12 protein-coding genes and 1 pseudogene are annotated in these 17,793 nt (G+C 46.5%); 8 read left to right on the top strand and 5 right to left on the bottom strand.

The genetic code is table 11. The features are described from left to right. Positions 1-98 precede the first annotated feature (98 nt). From O59_RS04510 to O59_RS04480, 8 genes and pseudogenes are all read left to right on the top strand, one after another. Positions 99-3,242 (top strand): TonB-dependent receptor, encoded by a 3,144-nt coding sequence (locus O59_RS04510; protein ID WP_007639945.1) that lies wholly within the window; start codon positions 99-101, stop codon positions 3,240-3,242. Between the two features lie 141 nt (positions 3,243-3,383). After that, a complete protein-coding gene (locus O59_RS04505; protein ID WP_007639936.1) occupies positions 3,384-4,151 on the top strand; it encodes a DNA/RNA non-specific endonuclease in 768 nt (255 codons plus the stop codon). Positions 4,152-4,627: 476 nt separating this feature from the next. Further along, positions 4,628-5,218, top strand: coding sequence for an RHS repeat domain-containing protein (locus O59_RS21290; RefSeq protein WP_081489632.1), 591 nt, complete (start codon positions 4,628-4,630; stop codon positions 5,216-5,218). Positions 5,219-5,276: 58 nt separating this feature from the next. Further along, positions 5,277-9,644: an RHS repeat domain-containing protein gene (locus O59_RS04500; protein ID WP_081489631.1), complete on the top strand. Its 4,368-nt coding sequence runs from the start codon at positions 5,277-5,279 to the stop codon at positions 9,642-9,644. Next, positions 9,641-10,261, top strand: a complete 621-nt coding sequence (locus tag O59_RS04495; RefSeq protein WP_157152450.1) for a hypothetical protein — start codon at positions 9,641-9,643, stop codon at positions 10,259-10,261. Before O59_RS04500 ends, O59_RS04495 begins: the two co-directional genes overlap by 4 nt. A gap of 22 nt (positions 10,262-10,283) precedes the next feature. Next, positions 10,284-10,721: pseudogene (locus tag O59_RS04490) on the top strand (toprim domain-containing protein); the annotation flags it as partial. Between the two features lie 9 nt (positions 10,722-10,730). Next, entirely contained in the window at positions 10,731-11,018 is a 288-nt protein-coding gene (locus O59_RS04485) for a hypothetical protein (RefSeq protein WP_007639931.1), read from the top strand. A 310-nt stretch (positions 11,019-11,328) separates the two neighbouring features. Then, positions 11,329-12,984 (top strand): endonuclease, encoded by a 1,656-nt coding sequence (locus O59_RS04480; protein WP_157152449.1) that lies wholly within the window; start codon positions 11,329-11,331, stop codon positions 12,982-12,984. A gap of 381 nt (positions 12,985-13,365) precedes the next feature. Here the strand turns inward: O59_RS04480 and O59_RS04470 are convergent, their stop codons facing one another. From O59_RS04470 to uraH, 5 genes are all read right to left on the bottom strand, one after another. Beyond that, on the bottom strand, positions 13,366-14,298 hold the full coding sequence (locus tag O59_RS04470) for a S9 family peptidase (RefSeq protein ID WP_050976939.1): 933 nt from the start codon (positions 14,296-14,298) through the stop codon (positions 13,366-13,368). Positions 14,299-14,387: 89 nt separating this feature from the next. Further along, positions 14,388-14,690 carry a DUF1330 domain-containing protein gene (locus O59_RS04465; protein ID WP_040391177.1) on the bottom strand — a complete coding sequence of 101 codons (303 nt, stop codon included), beginning with the start codon at positions 14,688-14,690 and terminating at the stop codon, positions 14,388-14,390. A 21-nt stretch (positions 14,691-14,711) separates the two neighbouring features. Continuing rightward, positions 14,712-15,941, bottom strand: coding sequence for a urate hydroxylase PuuD (locus tag O59_RS04460; protein ID WP_007639925.1), 1,230 nt, complete (start codon positions 15,939-15,941; stop codon positions 14,712-14,714). Next, on the bottom strand, positions 15,929-17,353 hold the full coding sequence (gene guaD, locus O59_RS04455; protein ID WP_007639924.1) for a guanine deaminase: 1,425 nt from the start codon (positions 17,351-17,353) through the stop codon (positions 15,929-15,931). Before guaD ends, O59_RS04460 begins: the two co-directional genes overlap by 13 nt. Before the next feature lie 90 nt (positions 17,354-17,443). Beyond that, positions 17,444-17,782, bottom strand: coding sequence for a hydroxyisourate hydrolase (gene uraH, locus O59_RS04450; RefSeq protein ID WP_007639922.1), 339 nt, complete (start codon positions 17,780-17,782; stop codon positions 17,444-17,446). Between the last annotated feature and the right edge of the window lie 11 nt (positions 17,783-17,793).

Here is a 17,793-nt window from a genome sequence, read left to right as displayed (position 1 = left end):
TGCCACACAACCGATCACACAACCAATCACACAACCATAGCTCGGTAGCGAGCACTGTTATTAACCGCTCCATTACTCTTGTTTAGGGAACACACACTATGAAACCGCTATTAAAAAGAAGCGCCCTCTTTGTGGCGATGACTGCCGGGATTTCCGGTTATGCCCATGCACAGGACACCAGCTCATCCATCCTCGGTAAAATCAGCGCGCCGGACGGTTCACCCGCCGCCGATACCCGCATCATCGTGATACATGAACCCTCCGGCACGCGCAGTGAAGTGAAAACCAACAGCGCCGGTAGCTACTCGCTCAAAGGCCTGCGCATTGGCGGCCCCTACAAAATCACCATCGATTCCGATACTTATCGCGACGCCGAGATGCGCGATCTATTTCTGCAATTAGGCAAGGTGCTGCGTCTGGATCAAACCCTGGAAGCGGCAGATATGGCCGAGTTGGAAGAGGTGCTGGTGATGGGCACCATCATCAACTCCAGCACCAAAGGCGCCAGTTCGGTATTTAGTGAAGACGATATTAAAAAGACCCCCGCCTTCAGCCGCGATATTAAAGACATCATCCGCAGCAACCCGATGGTGGTGGTAGAAGACGGACAGCTGAGCATTGCCGGTAGCAACCCGCGCTTCAACAATATCACTGTGGATGGTATCGGCCAGAACGACGACTTTGGCTTGAACTTCGGTGGTTACCCCACGGCGCGCCCACCGGTATCACTGGATGCCGTAAGCCAAATCAGCGTGAATTCGGCGCCCTTCACTGCCAAAGTCGGCGGCTTCTCCGGTGGTTTGGTCAACGTGGTGACTAAATCGGGTACTAATGAGCTACAGGGCTCAGTATTTGCTGAAGGCACCAACGACAGCCTTTCCGGCGACCCGAAAACCGGCGACCTGGATCTGGGCGAAGAAACTACCATGGGGTTCAGCGTGGGCGGGCCGCTGGTGGAGGACAAAGCGTTTTATTTTATCTCTTACGAATCCTTCGAGCAGGACACCACCGCGCTCTACGGCCTGAATGGTTCCGGCGCCAACGAGAGTGAAATCACCAGCGCCCAATACGAGCAGTTCCTGCAGATCCTCAACGATACCTATGGCCTGACCGACTCAGTAGCCGGTGGTGCGGGCGAGCGCGATGACAAGCTGTTGGTCAAGTTCGACATCAACCTGAGCGATGAACACCGCCTGGATTTCAGCTACCAGAAGCAGGATAACGAACTCGACCGCAACAGCCCGGATCAGGATTACCAGCTGCGCTTGAATTCCAACTTCTTCACCATCAAAACCGAATCAGACACCTACAGTTCACACCTGTTTTCTGACTGGAGCGATGCCTTCAGCACGGTCATCGGCCTGTCCTACAAAGACCTGACAACTGACTCGCTGAAAAACTCGGACCTGGGTGAAGTGACCGTCAATATCGGCAGCAATGAAATCCTGTTTGGTACCGACCGTTCCCGCCACGCCAATATCGCCGATACCCAAACCTGGCAGCTGCATTTGGACGGCACCTATTTGTTGGGCAACCACGAGTTGCGTTTTGGCTACCAGGGCCAAAGCGTGACCTATTACAACCTGTTCGGCCAATACACCGACGGCGTGTGGGAATTCGCGAGCCTGGATGATTTTGCCGCGAAGAAACCCAATTTCTTTGCCTATCGCAATGCCTACACCAATAACGCCGAAGACCTGGCCTACAGTGCAGAACGCACCACCCATGCACTTTACGCCGAGGACAGCTGGGCGGTTACTCCCTCGCTGTTGCTCACCTTTGGCCTGCGCTATGAGCAGCTCGCCTCAGACGATGTACCGCAAGAAAATGCGCGCTTCGTGAGCACCTATGGTTACAGCAATACCGAAAACCTGGATGGGCTGGACATCATCCTGCCGCGCTTCAACTTCAACTGGGACTTGAATGAGACCATGACCCTGCGCGGTGGCATCGGCCGCTTTAGCGGTGGCAAACCCAACGTCTGGCTCGCCAACTCCTTTACCAACGACGGTCTTACCTACGTTGCCGCACCGAGCAGTGCTACCAACTCGGCCATCGCCGACCCCGCCAATGTCGACTTCACCCAAATTCCCGACTCAGTGCAAGCCTCGCTGGTCAGCGGCACCGGCAGCACCGCCTATGTCGACCCGGACTATGAACTGGAATCTGATTGGCGCTATCAACTGGGTTGGGATCAGGAGCTGAACATTCCCTATTTGGGCGATGGTTATTTGTGGAGCACCGAGTTCAACTACATCGACAAGGAAGACTCCTCCTTCTGGGTAGATACCTCGCGCACCGAAAGACGCCGCACCGCCGACGGCCAGCGCATCATTTACCAGAGCATTTACAGCGGCAACCTGGCCAACAACTACGACCTGATGCTGACCAATGCCAAAAAAGATGGCCGCAGTATTATCTGGACGACAAACCTGAAAAAAGACTGGGATAACGGCGTGAATATGTTTGCCGCCTATACCCATCAGGACGTGACCGAGGTCAACCCCGGCACCAACTCCACCGCCTCATCCAACTACAACTTCAACGTCACCATGAACCGCAACGAGGAGTTGGTTGGCACCAGTAACTACGAAATCAAACACCGCTTTGTACTCAACCTCGGCTACGCCGCCAACTGGTTTGGCGATAACGAAACCCGTATCAATGTAGCGCTTGAGCGCCGCTCTGGCCGCCCACTGAGTTGGACACTGGATGCGTTTAACGACAACGACTTTGGCGACCAACGCGACTTCCAAAGCAGCGATGTCTACCTGCCTTACATTCCCACCGGCCCGAACGACACCAATATCGATTGGGAGGGCAGTAACTGGCCGGGTGCCACCACCAACGAAGAAAAATACGCCGCCATGCTGGCGGTTATCCAAGGCGCTGGACTGGAGGGTTATGCCGGCGGTTATGTGCCGAAAAACTCCACCACCCAACCCTGGGTTACCGATCTGGACTTGAGTGTGCAGCAGGACATTCCCGGATTTGCTGACGGCCACACCGGCACTATTTATTTCACCATTGAAAACCTGCTCAACCTGATCGACAGCAGCAAAGGTGAAGTCCGTCGCATGGAATTCCCGCAACAACCCCTGTGGGACTACGACGTGAACGCCACTACCGGCCAATACCAATATGACGTGCGCTTTAACGGCACCAACACCAACAACTGGAGTGAATACATTCCGGAAGCCTCGGTGTGGCGCCTGAAACTGGGCGTGCGCTACAGCTTTTAACCTCAGCTCAACTTCCCGTTAACGAACGCAGCTCCCGCCCTTTTGCCTAGCGGCAAAAGGGTCTGGGCAAGCTCGCGCTCAATTCCGGGCTTTTCGCGTGTTCCACCTTTATCAATCATCACTGTTAAGGAGTTACCTGTTATGAAAAAGCTCGCCCTTGGTTTACTCGCGCTCGTCGCACTCAGCGCTGCCACCACCCAAGCCGCCAACTGTATTTACGGCTGTCCCACCGGGAAATCCGGTCAAGTCGTCACCCGTTCGATTTACACCATCAGCAATAACGCCACCACCAAGTTTGCCGATTGGGCTGCCTATCAAGTCACAGCGGCTACTATCGATGGCCCCTCACGCACCCGCACTTGGCGCGTCGACCCCAGCATCACCGCCGCCAATACTCTCGAACCCGCCGACTACACGGATGCCGCCGCGGTATTGGGTACTGATCGCGGCCACCAAGTCCCACTCGCCGCGTTTAGCAACACCGCCGACTGGGCAACCACCAATTATTTATCCAACATCACCCCGCAAGCCGCCGAATTAAATCAAGGCCCCTGGGAGCGATTGGAAAATGCCGAGCGGGTTATTGCACGCAGTGGGCAACCGATTTTTGTTGTCACCGGCCCGCTCTACGAATGGTATTTCGGCTCACTGCCCGGCGCCGACGAATCGCACATCATTCCCTCGGGCTATTACAAAGTTGTCATCGCCGTAATCAACGGCACAGTAAAAGCCTCCGCCTTCATCATGGAACAAGACTCCGCGCGCGCGGATAATTTTTGCAACAAAGAAGTCACCATCGATGAAGTAGAAATGCGCGCAGGCATTAACGTCATGCCCAGTTTATCCACCACGATCCAAGCTCCCATTGAACGGAGTTACGGCGGATTAAAAAGCCAATTAGGTTGCTAACCGAGTTAGTGTTGTTTTCATGAGCGCTCCACTTGAGCGGGTTCGCCCGCTCTTTTTTTCGTATTTTTTATTGTTGTTGGTGATGCTTAGATTGAGTTATTGCGCACTGTTGCAATTCAAACTTTTTCCTAATAGGATTGCGGGACTCCATACAGGAGAAGTAAATAAAAAAATAATCATACGTACAAATCGGCAACAATTCCGTCAATAACATTTTAATAATAGAGGTGGTCTTTTAAAAAGGAATGTAACGAATGTACATATGTGACTTCTCCGCGTTGATTAGCAGCTCGTCAGCTCGTTTTACTTCAATGAAATACCCCTCTGTCCCGCCCTGTCGCGGAGCTTTCCTTATTAGCTTCAATATCCCCTATACGCCCACTTAACGCACCTCCAGCGCTCAACCACTTAAATTGCAATCACGCAACATCATTAATTTATAGCTTTTATGACAAAAGCTAGAGGTGATTAATATCATGTCAAAAAGACAAAACACTGTGTCTTATCGGCACTTATTGCATTTTCAAACATACAAAGCTTACACCTTGCTTTTAATACTCAGTCTTTTTTCATGCTGCTTGCACGCGGCTGACACAACTGCATATACCTATGATGCACTAGGGCGATTAGTCGGAGTGAAGCAAAACGGCGCAATCAAAGAAGGGTATCAGTATGACAAGGCAGGAAATAGATGCTCTACATCTTCTACACAAATAGTCGCGGATGCATATTGTGTTCAGAGCAATCCGGTTGAGAGCTATAGTGGCTCATGGGGTGTAGTCACGGCATATCACGATAGTGATGGGACTTTTCAATTAAATTGGACTCATCCGGCACAAACAAATTTAATATCAATTTCAGAATTTCAAATAATACATATTCCCCCTAGCGGAGTCAGAATTACTACAAACGAGGGGCTTTCATACAGTAAATCCTATTCAAATCTTGCACTTGGGCGCCACTCAATTGGAATCTATGCCTGTGGCGTTGAATCTTATGACGATGATGAATACGAGATACTTGGCTGTGATACGAGATCCATGGTTTTCGATATAACCGTACAGTAACCACGATAGATAAATATAACTCCAACACGATGGATGGATTCATTTAAGGTCTTTAATAATGAAAAAAAACCAATTATTTATTCTAATCTTTTGCACATTTATTAGCTTTATAGGGACAAATTTTACGTTTGCTCAGGACTATGACTTCGACAAATTACCTGTCATCAATCCAAAGCCAGACTTTAATGGCGTAGATGTAACCACCGGAAATTACACAACCGCATCGCCGTTTACATTTTCGGCACCAGGTGCGGGGAACTTAAATATCAATTCGTCTTTCAATGGAAGAAGACTTACTTATTCTCTGAATATATATTTTTTAGATCAGACCTACACTATAGGTTACGGTGATCCATCTGAGCGACATGTCTCAATTCGTATTGGAGGTGACGATAAGATATTTACTTGCGGCAATTCAGGTCAGTGCACTCACGCACTATCTCCGGACGGTTCTACCCTAAATCGTGTTACTACAGATAATTACGTGTACACCGATAAAGCAGGAACCGTGTACACCTTCGATTCATTGAGTTACCACTATCTTCAACCCTGCCTTGACCTTGATGGTGAACTTGGCTGCAATGCAGCAGGCTATGAGGCTTACGCTTATGTTTCCACTATCCAGTACGCATCTGGAGAGAAATTAACCTATGAGCCTTACTCGGAAATAACAACACTGAATGGTCAAAAATATGTTAAAGATTCAATTAAAAGCAATTTAGGCTACAGACTTGTCATTGAAAGAGCAGTTGCGGCAAATTATGTAGTACCAAGTTCGGCAGGCGAAAATTGGTACCCTTATTCCATTGGAAAAATACCAGAAAAGTTCTCACTTTATTTTGATACACAATTAATAAATAGCTTGACCACAACCAAAACTCAGGTGGGAGATATTACCACTTGGACACAACAAGATAATCTCAGCAGAACTTACCAAGTAAAACTTCAAGGTGGCACAGTATTAAGGTGCGGCGCATCTTTTGAAATCTATTATCAAGGGGGAGTGTCTGCTGGTAGTGGTGGAGAAGTTCATGACCATACACCTTTGCTGCCTATTCAAGAAATTTCCCCTGGAGGCATTACTACCAATATTGAATATTTCAAGCAGGTGGGAGGTCATACCAACGGATATTATTTAGAAGCCGAAGGATTGGGCATGTCCATTCCAGTGAAAAACATTTCACGCGGAGGCTATAGCTGGAATTACAATAACGCCGCCAATAGTAAAACAATAATTGATCCCTATGGTCAATCCCGTACTACTAATCATGTTTGGCTGCATGACGGATTCAGTTTTGATAATTCTGGCTGTCCAATTGGATATATAGATGCCAAAGTTACATCTTATATAGATGAAATACAGCGCCAATCAGCTTATAGCTATTCGATTGATCGCCTAGAGCAGGCGACTTTCCCCGAAAATAACGGTTATCACTATAGTTACGATCCACGCGGCAACCTTACATTAATTACTCAACGTGCAAAACCAAATTCTGCCGAAGTAGATAGAGTAGTTTTTCGCGCAGAATATCCAACCTATTGCGACACAACAAACGCCAAGTATTGCAACAAACCCACCTGGGTTCAGAATGCAAAAGGCTATCGCACTGACTACACATATAGCTCCACACACGGTGGAGTATTAACCGTAACGCAGCCAGCGCAACCAAATGGTGTTCGCCCACAAACTCGTTACACCTATTCGGGTATTAATACCGGAGATGGCACAGTCTGGCGTCAAACGGGTAGCTCCCTTTGCATAACCGGGGCAAGTTGCAGCGGTACTGTAAACGAACTAAAAACTGTTACCACTTATTGGGGCAATACATTTATGCCCTCAACCATAACAACAAGCGCTGGCGATGGCAGCATCAGTGCAATAGAAAGTTATGCTTATAACAATGCAGGATTGGTAACTTCAGCAACCGATGCGATGGGACAAACGACGCATTATATTTACGATACGGTAGGGCGAAAAATTGGAGAGATTAGTGCAGACCCTGATGGCTCAGGCCCTTTACCTCGCCTCGCGACACGCACTACTTACAATAACGACAATCAACCTACACGTATAACTAAAGGAACAGTAACAGGAACTGACCTTGCAGCACTAAATGCAATGGTTGTTACTCAATATGTTGATACTGCTTACGACAACCTCGGAAGAAAAACCCAAGATAAAATTGTTGCGGGTAGTCAAACTTATGCGTTAACACAATATTCCTACGACGCCAACAACAGGCTCATTTGTACCGCAAATCGCATGAATTTCAGTTCAGTACCTCAGGACGCTTGCACCCTAGGTGCATTGAGCGCAAATGGTTATGATCGCATCACTAAAAATCAGTACAACGATGCAGGAGAGCTGACCAAAATCTATCGCGCTTATGGCACTCCACTTGAACAGGTTTATGCGGAGTATGAATACAGTAACAACGGCAAAAAAACTGCCGTTATCGATGCAAATGGAAACAAAGCGCGCCTGGAATACGACGGCTATGATCGTCAAAGCTACTGGTATTTTCCTTCAAAAATTAAATCGTCTTTTTCGCACTCTACAACAGACTTTGAAAAATACGGCTATGACCTAAACGATAACCGTACCAGCTACCGTCGTCGCGATGGCGTAACAGTGACATATCAATACGACAATCTTGATCGCATGATTAGCAAGACCGTTCCAGAACGATCTGGTTTGGTATCAACTCATACGCAAGATGTTTTTTACGGTTATGACAATCGCGGCCTTTCATTGCATTCGCGCTTTGGCTCACAAACCGGTCAGGGAATCACTCAAACCTATGATGCGTTAGGGCGAATGAAAACTTCCACTATTAATTTAGATGGAGTAAGCCGGGCATTTACCTACACCAATAATCTGAAAGGGGTGCGCACCGAAATAAAACACCCGGACAACCAGTTATTTATTTACAACCACGACAACTTATATCGCCTAACCAGCATCACCCATAGTGCTGCAGGCACGCTGGCATCCTATGGTTTTGACGCTAAAGGGCGACTGGATTTTTTAAACGGTGGTATAAATTCAGATTATGCTTATGACGCTATCAGTCGCGTTTCATCCTTGATTCATGACATGGCAGGCACAGCTAATGACAACACCTATGGCTACACATACACCCCTGTATCGCAGCTGCAAAGCCTGACCACATCGAACAGCAACTACACTCCAGTTAACGGACAGCAAAATCAAACTTATCAAGTAAATGGTCTTAATCAATATACCAATGTGAGTGGCGCCGCTTACGAGTACGATGCCAATGGCAACCTGACTTTTGATGGTCAATCGCGTTATACCTATGACCAGGAAAATCGGTTGGTAAAAGCGACAACCGCAAGCGGTGCATTAAAAGCCGAACTTTGGTATGACCCTATGGGGCGCTTGTATAAAATCCAAAACCCATCATCTACCACGCATATGCTATACGATGGTGATGAGTTGATCGCTGAATTTAATGGCACAAGCACTACCGCACTCAATCGCTATGTGCATGGCATTAGCGTGGATGACCCGGCAGTTTGGTTTCAAGGCTCATCCGTAACCGCGAGTACCCGTAAGTATTTGCGTACCAACCACCAAGGCAGTATTGTCGCCATTGCAGACTCCGCCGGAAACATGCTCCACCTACCTCGTTATGACAACTGGGGAAAACCACAAGGAACCCATCCATTACGTTTCGGTTATACCGGGCAGGCATGGATAGCAGAACTGGGTTTGTGGCATTACAAAGCACGTATGTACTCACCAACACTCGGACGCTTTTTGCAAACAGACCCGGTTGGCTATGAAGATCAAATTAACCTCTATGCTTATGTGGGAAATGATCCGGTTAATAACATCGATGCTACCGGAGAGTTTGCTATACCTGTGCATGGATTGATTACATTTTTTGCTGCAACTAATTCCGGTTACGGATTGATGGATAGTTTCAGAATCGCTTATCGAAGCATGCAAGCTGATTGGGAGCCGGGTTCACAGGGAGCTGATGCTAACGCGGTTGCAAGACATGCAATGAGCGCTCAAGATCAGTTACCATCAGATGCGCAGCGAATGAATTCTTCGTTGGTAAATAAAGCTCTTAGTGATGGGGATCTTGGTTTGGCTGCTCATGCAATTCAAGATAGATATGCTGCTGGCCATGAAGGGTTTCAGGAATGGCCGGGAAGTTTCCGCAAGCTAGGTTTATGGGGCACGCTTAAGCATTTATTTACTGATACGTTCCCATCGCCCTCCAAAGTGTCAAAAGCATATTCGGCAACGAAAGGTGCTTTATCGAATGCGTCAAATAACAAATCAAATGACAATAAGGATGATGAATCTGGCTCTTCTGGCTTTATACAAATAGATAACGCATCCAGGAATGGAGCGATCTGTTTTCATACTGAACGAGGAGCATGCAATTGAAAAATATTAGAATAGTAAAACTGCTAAAATTCCTAGCCATTTTGAGTTTAACAATGAACTCAAAAGCTTTTGATTTTGAGTCTCAATATAGTCGGCCAAACGTAGATGAAATCGAGAAAGTTATAGGCGAATTTACATTGATAGGCTTCAAATGGATTGACCAGCCCATCAATAAAATTTTATTGATAAAGAATGGACAGGATCACTGTGCTATAAAAATTCTGTCTTATAAAAGGTTTAATGACAAAAAAGTTCCTACTATTTTTAGTGCAAATGAAGAATCTTTTTTAGGGGAGGCTACTTTCGTAAAGTTCAAAAATGGAAAGTCCTATAAATTCAAAACGCTGCATCTAAGTAGTAAATCGCCAGTAGGAATTGGAAAAATTGCATATGATTCCAGTCAAGACATCATTCGATGCGGAAAAGCCAGGCTATTGTGGAGATACCCTTCAGCAATAAGTTTATTGTCAGAGAGTAATGGCACTAACCTGTCCCCAACTGCAAATGAAGATTTTAATGAGCTAAATTTCAACTCAACCAATATTCGCTGGTATTCATATGACGAATCAAGAAAGATGGAATTAATACCAATATCTGAATTGCCGATAGCGCAATAAAAGTTCAGCTTCGGTTACCGATGAGATTTTACAAGCGCTGATCAGTCTAAAAATAAAGCGCGTGTTGATTGCCTATGATCGCGATGAAGCCGGTGATAAGGCCGCATTGGTCGTTGCAGAAAAATTAAACCAGCACGGAATAGATGCCTTCCGCGTGCTGTTTCCTAAAGGCATGGATGCCAATCAATATGCCGATCAAATGGCGCCAGCACCTAAAGCATTGGCGCTGGTGATTCGTAGTGCGCAATGGCTTGGCAGCGGTTCCGCTGTGCCGCCACTCACGACAACGATTATCGACGCAGAAAAGCCTACTGCCTTAACTGTGAGGGGTAATAAAGTGCTTGATGGTAATACACTTGTTAATGAGGCTAAAGGTCGTGGTTGGGCTGACGATACAAAAATTCCTGTTGTAGAGTTGCCTGACAACGTAAATGATGACCCACTAGGGCCCTACAGGTAGACAACTACTATGTTGACTGAAGATATAAAAGAAAATCGAAAAATTAATAAGGCGCTGCATTATATGATGCAGCTCGCTTTTATCGAGATAAGGTCGGCTACTAGCCTAAATGCTGCAAAGAAATTTGCTGACATTTTTCACAATACTCCGATGATGCTATCGAATAGTTCAAGTACTTCAGAGGATCAAATAATTTTAGACAAGCTTCTTCAGAGAGCTAAAAATCATGGAATGGAAGATTATATGAAAAAATTGAGTTTAGTCGCATTGGAATCAATTGATCGACCTGAAAGTTAAAAAATAGCGTAGCGATTTAATATTGGCCAATTTTTGATTAATTGAAACTATAACCCTGACCAGTTTTTCTGGTCAGGGTTTTCTTTTGTAGAGCGTGGACTTTCTTTCATTTTCAGAGAGCCCACACAAAATCCGCTCCTGTGAACTATTCGCTTAAATAAGTTTACCCAACAACGCTAACCCTCTCATTTATAAGCATTAACAACAACTCAACCTGAATTCTGTTAAATCATTTCTCGCTAACCTGCACTGCTTGATGATCGATCTGAGTTTTTATCCGGTTATTAACCACTTTAAGCAGGTGATAGAAATGAAACGTAGTCTATTTTTACCCGCCGCGTTGGTTGCGGCTTTTTCACTGCCATTGCAGGCAAAGGTTTTGATTTCCGAAGTGCTTTACGATCCGCCTAATGGTTTGGACAGCACGCTGGAATGGATCGAGCTTTTTAATGCGGGCTGTGATGCGATTGATCTGAGTACCTATACCCTGCAAGACAAACAAGGCGCGCCGGTACTTAACCTGAGCGGCACGATTCAGCCAAATAGTTATTTAACATTTACGCGCGAGGCAGATGCGTTTACAACACACTACGGCTTTGCACCCAACTTGACAGGTATGTCGCTTGCGCTGGGCAACAGCGGTGATTTATTTATTCTAAAAAATAATGGTGTCGATGTAGATACAGTTGCATGGGAAAGCGGTATTACCGGTTGGACAATTGCAGCGGTTGATGTATCGATTTATCGCGTTGATAACACAATGCCGGCAACCAACGCGCAGTGGGCGGTCAGCACTGCGGATAGCCCCGGCATCGGCCCGCTCACGCAAGATTGCTCCGGTGGCTGGGCGTCGAGTAGCAATACAACTAGCAGTATAAGCAGCAGTTCAAGTAGCACTGAAGAAATCAGTAGCAGCTCAAGTTCCAGCGTCGCGTCTAGTGCAAGCAGTAGTTCAATCAGTTTGTCATCAGCTAGTTCATCATCGGCAGCTATACCTTATAGCTACGATGTGTATTATGCACCGGCAATGGGGCTTGAAGGCTTTGAGTTACGCGCCGCGCTACACAATATTATTCGCACTGGCCATATTAATTTAAGCTACAGCCAAGTGTGGAGTGCATTGCAATATGCCGACGAGGACCCGGATAACACCGCAAATGTATTGTTGTTATACAGCGGCCGCTCGGCGAATAAAAATGATCGCGATGGGCAACCTGGATTTGATAACGACTCCTGGAACCGCGAACATGTTTGGGCAAAATCCTACGGCTTTCCTGATGACAATCAATTCGCCTATACCGATCTTCATCACCTGCGTCCGGAAGATAAAACCGTTAACAGTTCACGCAGCAACAAAGCCTTTGATAATGGTGGCACTGCGCAAGGTGAAGCACCCGATACCTTTACTGATGACGATTCATGGGAACCGCGTGATGCGGTAAAAGGCGATGTGGCGCGCATGATGTTTTATATGGATGTGCGTTATGAAGGCACCGATGGCAACACACCGGATTTGGTTTTAGTGGATAACACGGCCATGGCAAGCGGTGATGCCAATATCGGTAAGTTGTGTACTTTGGTTGAGTGGAGTGAGCTGGACCCGGTCGATAATTTTGAAATGCGCCGCAACCATCGTATTCAGGAATGGCAAGGAAACCGCAATCCGTTTATTGATAATCCAAATTGGGTACTTAGTTTGTGGGGCGATTTCTGCGGCGTAACATCGTCTTCCAGCAGCAGTAGTACTACAAGCAATGAATCAAGCAGCAGCATAAGCAGTGAAGCCAGTAGCGCCATATTATCAAGCAGCTCATCTACGGCCATAAGCAGTAGCGCAAGCAGCACTGTTATTTCCAGCAGCTCAACCGCTTCTGCGTCAGCCACTAACAGCGGCTCGGGTAGCGGCTCATTAAACTGGTTAAGTTTATTGTTGCTATTAAGTCTAGTTAGATTGCGTAAACAATAAGACCATACGCTTTGTTGTGAATTATAAAATCTATAAACATAAAAATAAAAAACCAGCTTAATCGCTGGTTTTTTTATGACTTAACGAAAAATCATTTTTCTCTGTTTCTAATTTCTATGGCAATACTAGCCAGCTGTTTTACGATTTCATGATGGCTCTTTGCTATTTCCTGCTGCGACGCGGCAATACGTTTTATGGATATAACCATAACAATGAATAAACAAATGACTAACACATAAATTGCGAACATTCCCAGCATCACTACTGGCCCTAATACAGAAAACATACTATCCCTCACAACAAGTTGAAAAACATTCTCATTAAACGAGAAAACGCAGCAAAAATCAACTTGCGGATTAATCCGTTACGCACAATAAAAATCTATAAATTTTTATCAATCCAGTAAGTGGTTATTGAAAGTACAGTTTCCGCCGTAGATTGATCTTCCGCCAGACCATTCGCATTGGCTGAACCTAAAACGTTAAACATATGATCTGCACCTTTGATAAGGTGCAATTCTGCGTTAGTGGTACCGGCGTGGTTGATTATATTTATCGATGACTCGTAGGGAACCAAGGTATCCGCTGTACCGGCAATTGCGAGTAATTTTCCGTGATAATTTTTTAAGTCCTGCAAACTGCTATTGGCTTTAACTTCTTCAAACCACTGCAAACCAAAATTTAATGGCTCGGGGCGCCAGGGGAATTTTACGACTGCAAAACCATTGGCTTTTGCCTCTGCATAATAGTCGTCAAAAAAGGATTGGAAAACACCAGTGCCATTTCCACTAACACTGGACCAGGCAACCAGCGATTTAATGCGAGCATCTTTTGTGGCAACGAGCTGTGCAATTAATCCGCCCTGACTAAATCCAATCAGGCCAATACGCTGTGCATCTATATCCTGCAGAGTGGTTAGATAATCCAGCGTGCTGACAACATCGCGCTGGGCGCTGGTGAGATTATAAAAACGATAATCCACCGGGCTATCGCCGGTACCAGCAAAGTCGATCCGCACGGAACCGATACCGGCTTCGGCCAAAGCAACAGCCAAACGTTGATACAATCCCCCCACTTCATTTTTCTGCGATGCAGTGCCATGCAACATCACCACCACCGGAAATGGTTTACCGGTTGCCTGAGTTGGCTTTACTAAAATGGCAGGAATTTTATAAGTTCCATTATCGATAAATAATGGCTGCTCGACACAAACAGATCCAGCGGGGGTCACATTATCTGGCTTAACGGCACAACCAGTTATGGCGACAAAACAAAATACTACCGCTAAAAACCTAACGTGCTTTAAACGAATCATTAGCTTCACCCGATTAATTATCGCCATTAAATGGCAACGCCATAAAAGTGCACACGTATACAATTAGAAAAATTTAAGAATTACAATTTTCAACCTGTGTAATCCACACTGCCTTCCACAATAATCATATTGGCCGTTGCATTCGCCGTGCGCAGTGCATGGATGGGGGCATATTCCGCGCAAGTCGCCCAATGGTTGGCGGTTGCCAGGTCAGGAAACTCCATCACCACCAAACGTTTGGGTTGCCAGCTACCGCTAACAATTTCTGCATTGGCGCCGCGCACTAAATAGCGTCCGTTGCAGGCAAATACCGTGGGCGTAATTTTCGTGAGGTAATCTTTATAGTTTTCGGGGTTATGTACTTCAATATCAACAATCACATAAGCAGCCATAATAATTCCTGCACTCATCCGCTATTGTTGCGCAAGCCAATCGATCAAGGTTTTACGTTCCAGATCGGTCATGTGATGAAAATTTCCCAGTGGCATATAGCCCGATGACAAAGCCGGTAATGCACGTACTTTTTGCGCAGCAAGGTGCACAGTGGAATCAATCACCAAACCAGCAGGTGCGGCATTAAAACCCGGTTGCGAGGGCACAGCCGCATGACAATTGGTGCAGTGCACGTGAATTAATTGGTTAATGCGCTCATCGGTACTGACGCTTTGTTCTGCTGAAGTAACAATCGCCGCTTTTTCAGCTTGTTTAGCGGCAATACTCGCGGGCGATGTAATTGCCATTAACACCGCAACCAATACCAAGCCGCTAAAACTGCTCAACAAAATAAATGGCTTTACTACACCCAAATGTTTGAGATTAAAAAAATGTCTGCCCCATGCCAAACACAAACCTATTGCAACCAATACCAGCCAGGAATAAACATGACTGTACAAAAAGGAATAGTGATTGCTGAGCATGCAGAAAATAACCGGCAGGGTTAAATAATTATTGTGCGTAGAGCGTAACTTGGCGAAGGCCATAGCACAGGTGTCCGGCGCTTCATTGTTGCTGACTGCCGCCACAAATTTACGCTGCGCAGGCATAATTCCCCAGAACACGTTGCCTGCCATCCAGGTGGCAATCATTGCACCGACATGCAAATAGGCAGCGCGCGGTGAAAATAACAAGTGCGCCAAATAACTCGCCACACTAATCACCAACAACAATATTGCGGCAAATAATAATCCGCGTTTTACCAGCGGTGTGCGCAACAATAATTCGTAGAGCGCTTGGCCACCGAGAATAAAACCGATGCTGGCAACGACCGCCCAACCTGGTGATTGAATCAGGGTGTTGTACCCCACCAGATAAGTTTGTGCTTGCAGGTAATACATTAATATTAATAAGCCGGTGCCACTCAACCAGGTGCTGTAAGCTTCCCACTTAAACCAGTGCAACTTTTTGGGCATTTCTTGCGGGCGCAAATGGTATTTTGCCACTTCATAAATACCGCCGCCGTGAATTGCCCACAAATCACCTTTTACGCCTTTATCCGCTTTCCATTGTGGCGGTTCACGCAAACTCAAATCCAACCAAATAAAATAAAAGGATGCACCAATCCAGGCAATGGCCGCGACCACATGAAACCAGCGAAATGCCAGATTTAACCACTCCAATACCAGCGGGTTAATTAAATCGCCCATGACAATGCTCCTTCTGTAGCGGGTGCGCGGCTAAAAATTTTTTTACCCATCACATAGGTATGGGCGATATTGTGTTCATCACCCAAGGTCATTAATGCAAACAGTTTTTCTGCCAAACTTTTTACTGAATCCTGTGCCCGGTTCTGAAAGGATAATTGCTGCACCGATGATTGCCGCAATGCCTGTAAGGGTGTTGCACCCAAATTAATCACCACAAAATCAGCTTCTTTGCCCGGCGCAAAATTGCCGAGGTAATTATCCAATTGCAACGCACGTGCATTACCCAAGGTGGCCATATAAAACCCTTTTAACGGATGCAAATTTTGCCCTTGCAACTGCAGCACTTTGTAAGCTTCGGCAAGGGTACGCAATTGCGAAAAACTGGTGCCGCCACCCACGTCGGTAGCAAGGCTCACGGGAACACCGGCGCTCTCCAACCGCGCCATATCCAACAAGCCACTACCCAGAAATAAATTGGAAGTCGGACAAAAAGCAATGCCCGAACCCGTTTGTGCCAAACGCTCAACCTCAAGATCACTCAAATGAATACCGTGGCCAAATACACTGCGCGGGCCGAGCAAACCAAATTGATCGTACACATCCAGATAATCGCGCGCTCTGGGGTAAAGTTCTTTTATCCACGCCATTTCCTGTAAATTTTCAGAGAGATGGGTTTGCAAATACAAACCGGGGTATTGCGCGTAAAGTTTTCCCGTCACCGCCAATTGCTCCGGGGTACTGGTGGGTGCAAAACGCGGTGTGAGCGCATAGAGTTGCCGCCCCTGTTGGTGCCAGCGTTCAATTAACGCGCGGCAATCCTGTTCACTGCTCGCCGGTGTATCAAGCAAATAATCCGGCGCGTTGCGATCCATCATCACCTTGCCGCTAATCATGCGCAGATTCATCTGCGCGGCGGCGGCAAAAAATGCCTCGGTTGATTGCGCAAATACTGTGGTGTAAACCATGGCCGTAGTAGTGCCATTTTGGAGAAGAATTTTTAGAAATTCATGGGCAGCGAGCGCGGCAAATTCCGCATTAGCAAAACGTGCCTCGGAGGGAAAGGTATAGTTGTTGAGCCAATCCAGTAACTGTTCGCCATAGGAGGCAATCACGCTGGTTTGAGGATAATGAATATGGCTGTCGATAAAGCCCGGCATAATTAATTGATCGGGAAAATGTTGACACGACTGTAAATCAAATCCTGCCGCCGCCATTTGTTGTGCATCGCCCAAAGCCTTGACTCGCCCTTGTTCAACAACCAACACCCCATCATCAAAATACTCAATACCGGCACCCGTGATGGGATCGGGTTGACCGGTGAAATGTAAAATTTTTGCGCGAAACGCCGCTGCCGCATTATTCGCACCTATCGCATTCACCATACTTTCCATTCCTACCGCAACATCACTCATAACCAGCCTTAACAACAAAATTAAAACAGAAAAATTAAAACTATCTTTTTGTCATACCCGCGAACGCGGGTATCCATAACAATCAAAAACCTAGCTACCGCGATAAGTGGAATAACCATAAGCATTCAACAACAACGGCACGTGGTAGTGTTCCTGCGGATTTACCACACGAAAAATAAGCTGGATTTCCGGATAAAAATTACTCAGCGCCTGGCGTTCATACCAAGGCGCCACGGCAAAATGCAGCAGATAATTGCCCGCTTGAATTTCAAAAGTATTTTCCCACTGCATAATTCGGCCATCACCATCAGTAGTCGCACTGGCGATAGGTTCCTGGGTGTCCAGACGGTGCAGGGTTACACGTACACCCGCCGCAGGTTTGCCGCTATCCAAATTAAGAATGTGAGTTGTAATTGGTGCTTTTTGCATAAAATATTTTC

This window comes from Cellvibrio sp. BR, from assembly GCF_000263355.1.
Taxonomy (GTDB): Bacteria; Pseudomonadota; Gammaproteobacteria; order Pseudomonadales; family Cellvibrionaceae; genus Cellvibrio.
The sequence above is the reverse complement of the archived record's forward strand: the minus strand, read 5'-3'. Positions and strand labels throughout refer to the sequence as shown.